10 protein-coding genes are annotated in these 13,764 nt (G+C 72.5%); 5 read left to right on the forward strand and 5 right to left on the reverse strand.

The annotated features are described in order from the left end of the window. Window positions 1–56 precede the first annotated feature (56 nt). Window positions 57–980, forward strand: coding sequence for an EamA family transporter (locus ACIP89_RS02725; RefSeq protein ID WP_402112576.1), 924 nt, complete (start codon window positions 57–59; stop codon window positions 978–980). Beyond that, complete coding sequence (locus ACIP89_RS02730; RefSeq protein WP_402112579.1) at window positions 977–1,648, forward strand: NAD(P)-dependent oxidoreductase; 672 nt, start codon at window positions 977–979, stop codon at window positions 1,646–1,648. The genes ACIP89_RS02725 and ACIP89_RS02730 overlap by 4 nt, the downstream gene beginning before the upstream one ends. 53 nt (window positions 1,649–1,701) lie before the next feature. Here the strand turns inward: ACIP89_RS02730 and ACIP89_RS02735 are convergent, their stop codons facing one another. Beyond that, a complete protein-coding gene (locus tag ACIP89_RS02735; RefSeq protein WP_402113471.1) occupies window positions 1,702–2,394 on the reverse strand; it encodes an SAM-dependent methyltransferase in 693 nt (230 codons plus the stop codon). A 33-nt stretch (window positions 2,395–2,427) separates the two neighbouring features. Between ACIP89_RS02735 and ACIP89_RS02740 the strand changes: the two genes are divergently transcribed. Continuing rightward, the gene (locus tag ACIP89_RS02740; RefSeq protein WP_401922216.1) at window positions 2,428–3,699 is read left to right on the forward strand and encodes an MFS transporter; all 1,272 of its coding nucleotides are present in this window, start codon (window positions 2,428–2,430) and stop codon (window positions 3,697–3,699) included. Between the two features lie 47 nt (window positions 3,700–3,746). Here the strand turns inward: ACIP89_RS02740 and ACIP89_RS02745 are convergent, their stop codons facing one another. From ACIP89_RS02745 to ACIP89_RS02755, 3 genes are all read right to left on the reverse strand, one after another. Next, a complete protein-coding gene (locus tag ACIP89_RS02745) occupies window positions 3,747–4,544 on the reverse strand; it encodes a VOC family protein (RefSeq protein WP_402112581.1) in 798 nt (265 codons plus the stop codon). A 74-nt stretch (window positions 4,545–4,618) separates the two neighbouring features. After that, window positions 4,619–6,013 (reverse strand): carboxyl transferase domain-containing protein, encoded by a 1,395-nt coding sequence (locus tag ACIP89_RS02750; protein WP_402112583.1) that lies wholly within the window; start codon window positions 6,011–6,013, stop codon window positions 4,619–4,621. After that, the gene (locus tag ACIP89_RS02755; RefSeq protein ID WP_401921330.1) at window positions 6,006–7,466 is read right to left on the reverse strand and encodes an acyl-CoA synthetase; all 1,461 of its coding nucleotides are present in this window, start codon (window positions 7,464–7,466) and stop codon (window positions 6,006–6,008) included. The genes ACIP89_RS02750 and ACIP89_RS02755 overlap by 8 nt, the downstream gene beginning before the upstream one ends. 284 nt (window positions 7,467–7,750) lie before the next feature. Here ACIP89_RS02755 and ACIP89_RS02760 point away from each other — a divergent pair, with 284 nt between their 5' ends. Both ACIP89_RS02760 and ACIP89_RS02765 read left to right on the forward strand, forming a co-directional pair. After that, window positions 7,751–10,213, forward strand: a complete 2,463-nt coding sequence (locus ACIP89_RS02760) for a PQQ-dependent sugar dehydrogenase (protein WP_402112586.1) — start codon at window positions 7,751–7,753, stop codon at window positions 10,211–10,213. 6 nt (window positions 10,214–10,219) lie between these two features. Then, window positions 10,220–12,403, forward strand: coding sequence for a ThuA domain-containing protein (locus ACIP89_RS02765; protein WP_402112587.1), 2,184 nt, complete (start codon window positions 10,220–10,222; stop codon window positions 12,401–12,403). Between the two features lie 63 nt (window positions 12,404–12,466). Here ACIP89_RS02765 and ACIP89_RS02770 read toward each other — a convergent pair whose 3' ends face one another. Further along, window positions 12,467–13,672: an MFS transporter gene (locus ACIP89_RS02770; RefSeq protein ID WP_401921326.1), complete on the reverse strand. Its 1,206-nt coding sequence runs from the start codon at window positions 13,670–13,672 to the stop codon at window positions 12,467–12,469. Window positions 13,673–13,764 lie beyond the last annotated feature (92 nt).

The following is a 13,764-nucleotide window of genomic DNA, read 5'->3' on the forward strand; positions in this document are numbered from 1 at the left end:
TTGCCATGAAAAGCATGTGTTGGACTCATGGATGAACCGGGGCCGAGAGTGAGCGGGTGACCACAACGACAGCTCCTGCGCGCACGGCGTCCGCGCCACCGGTCCGCCGGGCCGGACTCACGATCGCCACCGCGTTCGCCCCGGCGGTCTGGGGCACGACCTACATCGTCACGACCCGGCTGCTGCCGCCCGGCTCGCCGCTCTTCGCCGCGCTCATGCGCGCACTCCCGGCCGGCCTGCTCGGGCTCCTCATCGCGCGCACCCTGCCGCGCGGGGTGTGGTGGTGGAAGGCGGCGCTCCTGGGCACCCTGAACATCGGGGCCTTCTTCCCGCTGCTGTTCATCGCCGCCGAACGGCTCCCCGGCGGGGTGGCGGCGACCCTCGGGGCCAGCCAGCCGATCCTGGTGGCCCTCCTCGCCCTCCCGGTCCTCTCCGAACGGCCGTCCCCCTGGCGCCTGGCCTGGGGTGTCGTCGGCGTCGCGGGCGTCGGGCTCGTCGTGCTCGGCCCCGGCGCCGCCTTCGACGCCCTGGGGATCCTCGCCGGGCTCGCCGGAGCCGCGGCCATGGCGGGAGGCGTCGTGCTCACCAAACGCTGGGGCCGGCCCGAAGGTGTCAGCGCGGTCGGGTTCGCCGGCTGGCAGCTCACCGCCGGCGGACTGGTACTGCTGGCCCCCGCACTGCTCGTCGAGGGCGTGCCCGGCGGGGTGGACGGCCGGGCCGTGGCCGGATACCTGTGGCTGGGCACGGCCGGCGGGCTGATCGCGTACACCCTCTGGTTCAGGGGCCTGCGCGCCCTCCCGGTCACCGCGACGGCCCTGCTCGGACTCCTCTCGCCGCTGGTCGCCGCCGCCCTCGGCGTGCTGCTCGCCGGCGAAAGCCTCGGCGCACTCCAGCTCCTCGGCTTCGCCCTCGCCCTCGCGGCACTCGCGGCCGGGCAGTTCACTCCCGCACTCGGCACCCGGAAAGGGCCCGCCTCATGAACATCACCGTCCTCGGCGCCACCGGCATGGTCGGCTCACGTCTCGTCACCGAGGCCGTCTCGCGCGGCCACCGGGTGACCGCCGCGTCCAGACACCCGGCCGGAGCCCGGTCCGCCGCCGTCATACCCGTGGCCGTCGACGCGGGCGCCCCGGCGGCACAGCGCGACGCGGCCCTCGACGCCGCTCTCGGCGGGGCCGACGCCGCCCTGCTCGCCATCCGGCCGGCCCCGGGCCAGGAGGACTCGATCGCCGCGCTCACCTCGGCCGCGCTGGACGCGGCCGGCCGGGCGGGCATCCCGTTGCTGGTCATCGGCGGAGCGGGCCCCCTGCGGTCACCGCGCGATCCCGAACTGCTGGTGATCGACGACCCGGACCACGTACCCGCCGCCTGGCGGGCCGTCGCGGAAGCCAGTACGACCCAGTTGCGGACCTGCCACGAGCACGCGAACGGCGACTGGGCCTACCTCAGCCCGCCGTCCCTCCTCGAACCCGGCACCCGCACCGGCGCCTACCGCCGCGGCACGACCACGCTGCTCACAGACCCCGACGGCACCTCGCGCATCAGTGCGGAGGACCTCGCCGTGGCCGCGCTGGACGAGATCGAACATCCGGGTGGGGAGCGGCACTTCACCGTGGCGCGGAGCCCTGCGGAGCGCCCTGCGCGGTAGGGGCCGTCTCCCGGCGCCCCCGTCTCCGCCTGTGGTCCACGCGGCACACCGCCTCAGGGCTTGCGGCCGACTCCGCAGAGCGCGTGGTCCCGCAGGACGTCCGTACCTTCGACGCCGGGATCCGGGCGCCAGGCCGATGTCCTGACGACGCCCGGTTCGACGATCTCCAGTCCGTGGAAGAAGTCCTCGATCCTGTCCGGGCTCCGCAGGTGGTACGAGCCGGCCGAGCCGGCGTTGTAGGCGGCGATGGCCTGGTTCAGGGTGTCGCTCGTGTCGGTGCCGTCGCTCAGGGCGAGGTAGCTGCCCGGCGCGAGCGGCTGTGTCAGCCGGTCGACGAGTGTCCACGGATCGTCCTCGTCCGGCAGCTGCCCCATGATCCCCAGCATGGTCAGACCGACCGGCCTGCTGAAGTCCAGGGTCCTGGCGGCCTCTTCGAGGATCATGTCGACGTTCTTCACATCGGCGTCGAGGTACGCGCAGGCGCCCTCGGGGGTGCTGGTGAGCAGGGCGCGGGCGTGGGCCAGTACGAGCGGGTCGTTGTCCACGTAGACGATCCGGGACTCCGGCGCCGCCCGCTGGGCGACCTCGTGCGTGTTGTCCGCGGTGGGCAGTCCGGCGCCGATGTCCAGGAACTGGCGTATCCCCGCCTCCGCGGCCAGGAAGCGCACCGAGCGGGCGAGGAAATCCCGTTGGAGGCGGGCGATGTCCGCGATGTTCGCGATGTCCGGGAATATCTCCAGGATCAGGTCGCCCGTCCGGGCCGGTCGCTACCATGCTCCGTGACCGAAACGACCGAACCCGATGTACCCCGCACCCGAATATTCGCCGACCTGACCCCGCTGCGGACCTCCCCCGACTACCGGCGGCTCTGGTTCGGGAACACGGTCTCCTGGGTCGGGCAGGGGATGACGGCGCTCGCCGTCTCGCTCCAGGTGTACGACCTCACCGGGTCCGCGTTCTCCGTCGGACTGATCGGGTTCTGCTCGTTCCTGCCCCTGGTCGTCTTCGGACTGTACGGCGGGGCCATCGCGGACACCGTGGACCGTCGCAAGCTGGGGCTGGTCAGCGCCTTCGGCTCGTTCGCGCTCTCCGTCACCCTGGTGGCGATCACCGTCGCGGGAGTGGAGCGGGTGGGCCTGCTGTACGCGGTCGTCGCGCTCCAGGCCGTCTGCTTCGCGCTCAACTCCCCGGCCCGCAGTTCGATGATCGCCCGGCTCCTGCCGGCCGAACAGCTGCCCGCCGCCAACGCGCTGAACTCCATGACCAGCACCACGGGCGGGCTCGTCGGGCCGATGCTCGGCGGGCTCATCGTCGGCTGGTGGGGCTACCGGGCCGCCTACGGCGTCGACGCCGTCACCTTCACCGCCTCGCTGTACGCGATGTGGCGGCTCCCCTCGATGCTGCCGGACCGGGGCGAGAACCCCGCGGGGGCCGCGAAGCGGGCGTCCGTCATGGACGGGCTGCGGTTCCTGGGGACCCGGCCCAATCTCCGGATGACCTTCTTCACCGACATGTGCGCCATGGTGCTGGCCAACCCCCGGGCGCTCTTCCCCGTCGTGGCCGTCCTCTGGTACGGGGGTGACGCGAAGACCACCGGACTGCTGGTCGCGGCCCCGGCCCTGGGCGCGCTGCTGGGCGGGGTGTTCTCCGGCTGGCTGGGACGGATCCGGCGGCACGGGCTCGCCGTGCTCTTCGCGGTCGCGGGCTGGGGTACCGCCGTCGCGGTGTTCGGGCTGACCCGGCAGCTCTGGCTCGGGCTCGTCTTCCTGGCACTCGCGGGGGCCGCCGACACCACCTCGATGGTCTTCCGCAACACGATGCTCCAGGCCGCCGTGCCGGACGAGATGCGGGGCCGGCTCCAGGGCGTGTTCATCGTCGTCGTCGCGGGCGGCCCCCGGCTCGGGGACTTCCTGGCCGGATCGGTCGCCGACCTCGCATCGCCCGCGCTGGCGGTGACCGGGGGCGGGATCGTGTGCGTGGCCGCCGTGCTGCTGCTGGCCCTCCGGTGGCCCCGGTTCGCGCGGTACGACGCACACGATCCCCAGGCCTAGGCCTGTCGTCAAACCGCCTTCGTCGCCCGAAGGGCGGCCGCGCGGCGTCAGGCGACGTCCGCGAGCTTGGGCATCTCGCCGCCCGTCGTCGTGCCGTCGATCAGCGAGAACGGTGCCCCCTGCGGGTCGGTCAGCGCCGCGAACCGGCCGAACGGGATGGTCAGCGGACCGAACCGGAGCCGCGCCCCGAGCGCCTCGGCCTTCGCCACGGCCGCGTCGCAGTCCGCGACGGTGAAGTACACGTTCATGTACGGCGGCACCTCCGGCGGGAAGTCCTCCGTCATCTTCATCCGGCCCAGCACCGGGTCCGCGCCCAGGTCGTACAGCGCGAAGTCGACCGCGTCGTCCTCCATGCGCTTCAGCCCGTATCCGAACACGGCACGGAAGAAGGGGTCCGCCTTCTCCGGCTCCCGGGTGAAGACCTCGGCCCAGCTGTAGGCGCCGGGCACGTTGCGCGCACCGAACCCCTTGTGACTGCCGGGCTGCCACACGCCGAACGCCGTCCCGCCCGGGTCGCGGGCCAGCACCATCGTGCCGAACTCCCCGACCCGCATGGGCTCCACCAGCACCTCGCCGCCGTTCTCGCGGATCTTCGCGGTGGTGGCCGCGGCGTCCGGCGAGGCGAGGTAGAGCGTCCAGGCGGCCGGTACCTCCTGGCCGGGGACGGGAGGCATCAGGGCGGCGACCGCCTTGCCGTCCACGTACGCCTGGGTGTAGTTGCCGTACTCGGACAGCGAGTCGCCGTAGGTCCAGCCCAGCACCTCGCCGTAGAAGCGCTTCGCACCCTCGATGTCACCGAACGTCGCGTCGGCCCAGCACGGAGTGCCCTCTGATTCCGCGGCCATGATCTGGCCTCATCTCTTCGCTCGAAGACGTATCCCGATGTATTCCTGTGAAACCGCCCCCTTTATTACGCTATCTACCTGTCGCTTCCTGTGCGCGCCGAGCCGGGCCTCACGACCGAGCGGGCGACACCCAGGTCCACCAGGTCCTGCGGGCGCAGCCGCAACTGGTCCGCCGTGGCGTGCGTCCGGTCCGGGGAGCGCTTCAGGATCGCCGCCGCGAGCTCGGGGGCGATGACCGAGAAGTAGCTGTCGGCGGTGACGTGGGTGTTGCCCGGAGCGGCCAGGGCCAGCGCGCCGCCCGAACCGCCCTCACCGATCACCAGGGTCGTGACGGGGACCCGGGCGGCCGCGATCGCCGCGAACGCGTCAGCGATGGCCGCGCCCGCACCGGCCCGCTCCGCCTCGGCGTCGTTGGCGGCGCCCGGGGTGTCGACCAGGGTGAGGACCGGGACGCCGAGCCGGTCGGCCAGCCTGATCACCCGGGCCGCCGTGCGGTAGCCGGCCGGGCGGGTCGGGGTGCCGCACTGGGCGACGTACGCGATGGGCCGCCCCTGGCGCAGTCCGAAGCCGCAGAGCAGCCCGGGGTCCGTGCCCCCGCAGCGGTCGCCGTGGAGGGGGAGCCGTATCCCGAAGTAGGCGTCCAGATACGCCTCGGCGCGCGGCCGCGACGCGGACCTGGCCCGGAGCACCGCGTCCCAGCCGGTCCGGGGCAGCCCGGTCGCGGAGAGGGCCTCCGGGACGGGAGCGGGAGCGGGGCCGGAAGCCGGGCCGGCCGTCTCCGCCGCGGCCCCCGCTTCCCGGTACGCCAGCGCCCCCAGCCAGTGGCCCAGGGTCGCGGCCAGCTCCGCCGGCGGGACGATCGCGTCCAGCTGGCCGGCCGCGAGCTGGCCCTCGGCGGTGTACGCGGCCGGGTCCGCGCCGGGCGGCCGTACCCGGGAGCCGGCGAAGCCGACCTGGGCCCCGGGCAGCGCCAGGATGACGTCGGCGCCCGCGCCGAGGGTCGCCCAGCCGCCGCCGGTCGTCGGGTCGCGCAGGACCGCGAGCTGCGCCGGGCCGGCCGCGCGCAGCCGGGCCGAGGCGGCGGCCACCCGGTGCAGCTGGGTGAGCGCGATCATGCCCTCCTGCATCCGGCTGCCGCCCGTGGCGATCAGCGAGACGAGGGGGAGCCGACGGGCCACGGCCTCCTCGTACGCCGCCTCCAGCCGGTCCCCGGTGCGCTGCCCGAGCGAGCCGCCGAGGAACCCGAACTCGAACGAGACCAGCACGCAGCGGTGGCCGCCGACGGTGGCCATTCCGTGTACGACGGACTCCCGCTCGCCGGTGCGGGCGGTGGCCCGTGCCCGGGAGTCCGCGTATCCCGCCCAGCCGAGGGGGCCGTCGGCCGAGGTGTCCTCGCGCGGTGCGGTGGACTCGGTGAAGTCGGCGGTGACGGCGGCGATCGCCGCGCGGGCCGAGAGCCGGTCAGCCATGGAGCGACCGCTTCATGATCTTGCCCAGGTCGTTGCGCGGCAGCGCGTCCAGGTAGCGGACGGTGCGCGGCCGCTTGTGCGGGGAGAGCTGGGCCGCGACATGACCCGCGAGCTCCTCGGCCGGGGGCGGGGAGGCGGGGTCCGCCGGCACCACCCAGGCGACGATCCGCTCGCCGAGGTCCGGGTCGGGTTCGCCGGTGACGGCGGCCTCGCGGACGCCCGGGTGGTCCAGCAGGGCGTTCTCGATCTCGCCCGCGCCGATCTTGTAGCCGCCGCTCTTGATCAGGTCGGTGGCCTTGCGGCCGACGATCCGTACGTACCCGTCGGGGTCGAGGGTGGCCATGTCCCCGGTGCGGAACCAGCCGTCGGCGGTGAGCGCGGCGGCCGTCGCCTCGGGGCGGTTGAGGTAGCCGGTGAACAGGTTCGGGCCGCGCACCTGGATCTCACCGATGGACGCGGGGTCTGCGAGCGCGCTGCCGTCCTCCTCGACCAGTCGAAGTTCGACGCCGCGCAGCGGGGCGCCGACGGTGCCGGGGCGGGCTTCGCCGTCGGCCCGTACGCCCGTGTTCATGAGCGTCTCCGTCATGCCGTACCGCTCGATGACCCGACGGCCGGTCGCCGCCGCGATCCGCTCGTGGTCGTGGACCGGCAGCGCCGCGGAGCCGGAGACCAGCAGCCGGGCGCCCGCGAGGGCCTTCGCGAGCCCGCCGGACGCGGCCGGCCGGTCAAGCGCTTCCGCGATGCGGTGGTACATCGTCGGCACGCCGAACAGCATCGTGCCGCCCGACTCCAGCTCCCGGGCCACGCCCTCGGTGGTGAACCGGCCGAGATGGCGCACGGAGCCGCCCCGCCGCAACGGGCCCAGCACGCCGAGGATCAGTCCGTGCACGTGGAACAGCGGCAGCGCGTGGACGAGGACATCGTCGCCGGTCCACTGCCAGGCGTCCTCCAGCGCGTCCAGGGTGGCGGCGACGGCCCGGCGCGGCAGGACCGCGCCCTTGGGCGGGCCGGTGGTGCCGGAGGTGTACACGATCAGAGCGGGGGATTCGGGGGAGGGCTCGGGGAACTCGCTGGAGCGCGTCCGCGGCGCGGCGGCCGTGTCCACGTCCACCCGGACCAGTGCGGCCAGTGCGGGAGGCAGTACGTCACCGGCCGCCGCCAGCACCGTCGAGGGTGCGCTGTCGGAGACGATATGGGCCAGCTCCCGCTCGCCCGTCTTCGGGTTGAGCGGCACGGCGGGCACGCCCGCCCGTAGCGCGGCGACCACCGCGACCACGGTCTCCGGGGTCGCGGTGGCCCAGACGGCTACCCGGCCGGCTTCCGCGATCCGGGCCGCGAGCGCATCCGCCGCCGCGGCCAACCGGGCGTAATCGAGGGACTGTTCGCCGAACCGGACGGCTTCACGGGCGGCCGGGGAACCGGCGGGGTCCTGGAGTGCAGGCAAGAGTGGCATCACCCTGTGAAGCCTAGAGAGGTGAAGCGCTTCCGTTCTCGAAATGTGGTCCGGAACCGCTGCCGGATGGCTGTACGGGGCATCCGGCGGGAATTTGGATACGACCTTGACAAATTAATTTTGCGTTGCCAGCATGCAAAAAGTTCACTCCGGCAGGGCATCTCGGCGCGGCGCGAAGTAAGAACCTGGCCGCATCGCCGCCCCTCCGGCAGCACACGCACGTCGCAAAGCGCGACACAGCGCCTTGCCTGACAACCCCACGCACCGTCAGGAAGGAAGCGTTCATGCCTCTGTCCCCACCCCTTTGGTCCAGGGTTCTCACGGCCCTCACCCTGGTGGCCGGCGGCGGTCTCGCCGCCGGCACCGCGGCGGCCGCACCCGCGGTCCCCACCGCGCTCCACGCACAGGCCGACATACCGGCCGCCGACTACCAGCAGGTCCAACTGGCCCTGGGAACGGACGAGCTGGGCGAGGCCATGTCCCTCGCCGTCCTCCCGGACAGGTCCGTCGTCCACACCGCCAGGGACGGCACGGTCCGGCTGACCGACGCCGCCGGGACGACGAAGACGGCCGCCAAGCTGAATGTCTACACGCATGACGAGGAGGGGCTCCAGGGCGTCGCGGCCGACCCGGACTTCGCCACCAACCGCTACCTCTACCTCTATTACTCACCCGTACTGGACACCCCGGCCGGCGACGCCCCGGTGACCGGCACCGCCGCCGACTTCGAGGCGTGGAAGGGGCACCTCAACCTCTCCCGGTTCACGATGAAGGCCGACGGCACCCTCGACACCGCGAGCGAGAAGGTCGTCCTCGAAGTCCCCAACGACCGGGGCCAGTGCTGCCACGTCGGCGGTGACATCGACTTCGACGCCGCTGGGAACCTCTACCTGACCACCGGCGACGACACCAACCCCTTCGAGTCCGCCGGATACGCGCCGCTCGACGAACGCACCGAACGCAACCCGCAGTTCGACGCCCAGCGCTCCTCCGGGAACACCAACGACCTGCGCGGCAAGCTGCTGCGGATCAAGCCGACGGCCGACGGCGGCTACACCGTCCCGGCCGGCAACCTCTTCGCCCCCGGCACGGAGAAGACCCGGCCGGAGATCTACGCGATGGGCTTCCGCAACCCGTTCCGGATGTCCGTCGACAAGCAGAGCGGCGCCGTATACGTCGGCGACTACGGCCCCGACGCCGGCACCACCGACGCCAACCGCGGCCCCAGTGGCCAGGTCGAGTTCGACCGGGTCACCGCCCCCGGCAACTTCGGCTGGCCCTACTGCACGGGTACCAACACCGCCTCGGAGACGTACAACGAGTACACCTTCCCGGGCGGCCCCTCCGGCGCGAAGTACGACTGCGCGGGCGGCCCGGCCAACAACTCCTTCCGCAACACCGGCCGGCCGACGCTGCCGGCCGTCCAGCCCGCCTGGATCAGGTACGGCGGGGACGCGGGCTCACCGCCCGAGTTCGGGGGCGGTTCCGAATCCCCGATGGGCGGCCCGGTCTACCACTACGACGCGGACCTCGACTCGGCCGTGAAGTTCCCCGAATCGCTCGACGGCCGCTTCTTCGCAGCCGAGTACGGCCGCAAGTGGATCAAGCCGATCGAGGTGAAGGCCGACGGATCACCCGGGACCATCGACTCCTTCCCGTGGACCGGGACCCAGGTGATGGACTCCGCGTTCGGCCCGGACGGCGCGCTGTACGTCCTGGACTACGGCACCGGCTCCGGCAACCAGGCGCTGTACCGCGTCGAGTACCTGGCGGGCAGCAACCGCTCCCCGGTCGCCAAGGCCGCCGCGGACCGCACCTCGGGACCCACCCCGCTCGACGTCGCCTTCTCTGCGGACGGCAGCGCGGACCCCGAGGGCGGGGCGATCAGCTACGCCTGGGACTTCGGTGACGGCGCCACCTCCACCGAAGCGAATCCGCAGCACACCTACACCACCGCCGGTACCTTCAACCCGACCCTCACGGTCACCGACCCCGAGGGACTCACCGGCACCGCCAGCCTCGTCGTGACGGCCGGCAACACCGCCCCCACGGTCACCCTGACCACACCGGCCAACGGCGGGCTCTTCTCCTTCGGTGACTCCGTGCCCTTCACCGTCACGGTCACCGACCCCGAGGACGGCACCGTCGACTGCTCGAAGGTCAAGGTGACCTACCTCCTGGGCCACGACAGCCACCGGCACCAGATCACCTCGAAGAACGGCTGCACCGGCACCATCGACGTACCCGTCGACGGAGAGCACGACAGCGCCGCCAACATCTACGGGGTCTTCGACGCCGAGTACACCGACGCGGGCGGGCTCACCGGCCACGGTGCCAACATCCTCCAGCCCCGGCACCGGCAGGCCGAGCACTTCGCCGCCCAGTCCGGCGTCGAGGCGGCCCAGCACGGAACGGCGGAGGGCGGCGCCACCGTCGGCTTCACCGACAACGGCGACTGGATCTCCTTCGAGCCGTACGCCCTGGCCAACGCCACCGGCATCTCGGCCCGGGTCTCCTCCGCCGGTCCCGGCGGCACGCTGGAGCTGCGCGCGGGTTCCCCCACCGGCACCCTGCTCTCCACCCTGACCGTCGCACCCACCGGCGACTGGGAGAAGTTCACCGACGTCTCGGCGGACGTGACCGACGCGCCCGCGGGCACCACCGAACTCTTCCTCGTCTTCAAGGGGCCCACGGGCCAGGGGAACCTTTTCGACCTGGACGCCTTCACCTTCGAGACGGAGGGGTGACGGCACATGAGACGCCAACCAGCCCGGCGCGCACGCCGGATCGCGTGCGCCGCGGTCCTCGCCCTCGGAGCCGCCCTCCTGGCCCCCGCCCCGGCGGGAGCCGCCGCGGCCGCTGACCCGTACGACGTGCTGGTCTTCTCCAAGACCGCCGGATTCCGGCACGACTCCATCCCGGCCGGCATCACCGCGATCCAGGAACTGGGCGCGGCGGACGGCTTCGAGGTCACGGCCACGGAGGACGCCGCCGCCTTCACCCCCTCGAACCTCGCCGGGTACGAGGCGGTGGTCTTCCTCAGCACCACCGGCGACGTCCTGGACACCGCGCAGCAGGACGCCCTGTCCGCGTACGTGGACGGCGGCGGCGGATTCGTCGGCGTCCACGCGGCCGCCGACACCGAGTACGACTGGCCGTCCTACGAACACCTCGTCGGCGCCTGGTTCAAGAGCCACCCGGCGATCCAGGAAGCCAAGGTCGTCACCGAGGACCACGCCCACCCGGCGACCTCGCACCTGGCCGACGAGTGGACCCGGACCGACGAGCTGTACAACTACCGCACCAACCCGCGCGCCGACGTCCACGTGCTCCAGACCCTGGACGAAAGCAGCTACACCGGCGGCGAGATGGGCGACGACCACCCGATCACCTGGTGCCACCCGCAGCAGGAGGGGCGGTCGTTCTACACCGGCCTCGGCCACACCATCGAGTCGTACAGCGATCCGGACTTCCGCCGACTGCTGCTCGGCGGCATCCAGTACGCGGCCGGCGCGGTGCCGGCCGACTGCGGCTCCGGAACGACCGGCCCCGGTGACGAGTCCGTGGAGGCGGAGTCGTACACCTCCTCCTCCGGCGTGCAGAGCGCCGCGCACGCCGGAGCGGGCGGCGGGGCCACGCTCGGCTACATCGACAACGGCGACTGGACGGGGTACGCCTCCGTCGACACCGCCGGGGCCACATCCTTCACCGCGAAGGTCTCGTCCGCCGGGGCGGGCGGCACCATCGAGGTGCGCTCCGGCTCGGCCACCGGACCGCTGCTCGGCTCCGTGGACGTCGCCCCGACCGGCGGCTGGGAGACCTTCACGGAGGTGACCGGCGCCCTCAGCGGTGCCGGTTCCGGCCCGCTGTTCCTCCGGTTCACCGGGGGAGCGGGCTCCCTCTTCGACATCGACAGCTTCACCCTGGCCAGGGAGCGGGACACCAAGGCCGCCGGCTCCTCCGGCGTGCACCTCTTCTACTACCCCTGGTACGGCACCCCGGAGACCAACGGCAGCTGGCGCCACTGGGAGCAGGGCGGCCACACCCCGCGGGACGACATCGGCGCCGACCTCTACCCGAAGCTCGGCCCGTACGACTCCGGTGACGCCGCCGGGGCCGTCGAGCAGCACATGAAGTGGATCGAGCAGTCGGGCGCCGGAGTCATCGTCTACAGCTGGTGGGGACAGGGCGGCTACGAGGACAAGCTCGCCCCGATGGTCCTGGACGCCGCCGCCCGGCACGGCATCAAGGTCGCCTGGCACATCGAACCGTACGGCGGCCGGACGGCGGCCTCCGTGGTCGACGACATCACCTATCTGAACGACAAGTACGGCGACAGCCCCGCCTACTACCGGGACGCCGAGCACGGCAACCGGCCGGCGTTCTACATCTTCGAGAGCCTGAGGATCCAGGACTGGTCGGCCCTGGACGCGGTGAGCGACAGCGCGATCGTCCTCGCCCAGACCACCGACACCACCAAGGTCGCGCACTTCGGCGGGATCTACACCTACGACGGCATCGCCGGCGCCACCGCCCCCGGCTGGAAGCAGGCGGGGGAGTACGCAGAGGCCAACAACCTGGTCTGGGCGCCCTCGGTGGCCCCCGGCTACATCGACGACCGGGCCGTGCCCGGCAACACCACCCCCACCCTGGGACGCGAGGACGGCGCCTCCTACGACCTGGAGTGGAGCAACGCGCTCGACCCGGACATCGGCGGATCACCCTCCTGGGTCTCCGTCACCTCCTTCAACGAATGGCACGAGGGCAGCTCGATCGAACCCGCGTCGGGCACCCCGCCCGCCGGACACGGCTACCAGACGTACGAAGGGGCGTACGGGAAGACCGGGGCCGCCGCGGAGACGGCCTACCTCGACCGGACGGCCTACTGGGCCGACCGGTTCGAGCAGCAGCGTGACGAGGCCCGGTCCGCGGACTGAGCCGGCCCACGACGAACGGCAGCGTCCCGGCGGGGACGCTGCCGTTCTCCTTCGGTGCCGCCCTCAGGCGTCCCGCGTGATGGTCCGCATCCGCCCGTACGCGTACACACAGCCGGCCAGCGCCAGATCGGACAGCAGCATGAAGCCGATCGAGTAGGAGCCCTTCGAGCTGTAGATCGCGCCCATCACCAGCGGCGGTACGAACCCGCCGAGCCCGCCCATCGCACCGACGATCCCGGTGACGCTGCCCACCTTCGCCTGCGGGGTCACCTGGGAGACCAGGGCGAAGACGCTGCCGCTCGCGGTACCGAGACCGGCGGCCATGATCAGCAGCGCGATCGTGCCGCCGGGCATCAGCTTCGGGTCGAAGGCCTGGACGATCGCCATCAGCGCGGCCACGCCGAGCGCCGCGGCGGAGACCAGCGCCGGGTGCATCCGGTCCGAGAGCCAGCCGCCGATCGGCCGGAAGACCACCGTGACCAGGGCGAACCCGGCGGCCTTCGTACCGGCGTCGGTCGGCGAGAGGTCGTACCAGGTCTTCAGGTACGTCGGCAGGTAGACACCGAACGCCACGATGCCGCCGAAGCCGATCGCGTACAGCGCCGACAGCTCCCAGGTGACCCGCAGCCGCCCCGCCGCACCCAGCCGGTGGGCCAGCGTGTCGGTCGGCACCTGCCGGCCCGGCCGGTCGTTGACCAGCACCGCCGCCAGCGCCGCGTACACCACGAGCGCCCCGGCGACCACCAGGAACGGCAGGTTGTCACCGTGCTTGGCGATCCTCGGGGTGAAGTACCCCGACAGCGCCACACCGCCCATGCCCATGCCGAACACCCCGAGGGCCAGGCCCCGTTCCGCGGGCGGGAACCACGAGTTGACCAGCGGGATGCCGATCGCGAACGTCGTACCGCCCAGCCCCAGCAGGAAGCCCACCGCCAGCATCGCGCCGTAGGAGTCCTTCGCCGGGATCAGCAGCAGCACCGGCACGATGGTGAGCGCGGAGACCAGCGGGAACATCAGCCGCGCACCGAACTTGTCGGTGAGCGCGCCCACCGGGATCCGGCCCAGGGAACCGACCAGCACCGGCACGGCGACCAGCAGCGACTGCTGGAACGAACTCAGCCCGAGCCGTTCCTTGTACGAGTCGGACATGGGCGCGATTAGATTCCAGGCCCAGAAGGTGAGCGCGAAGCCGATCGTGGCCATCACGAGGTTGCGGTAGGCGGCGCCGGAGGCGGCCGGAGCGGGTGACTGCTTGACGGCTGTGTCCACACAGTCAGTCAAGGCCGGAAGAAGCTACCGGGCCCGTCGGCGTGCTCCATCCGGGGGCCGGGAGAGAGGCGCCCGAAGTCGCGAATGTCCGA

The organism is Streptomyces sp. NPDC088730 (genome assembly GCF_044751215.1).
GTDB lineage: Bacteria > Actinomycetota > Actinomycetes > Streptomycetales > Streptomycetaceae > Streptomyces.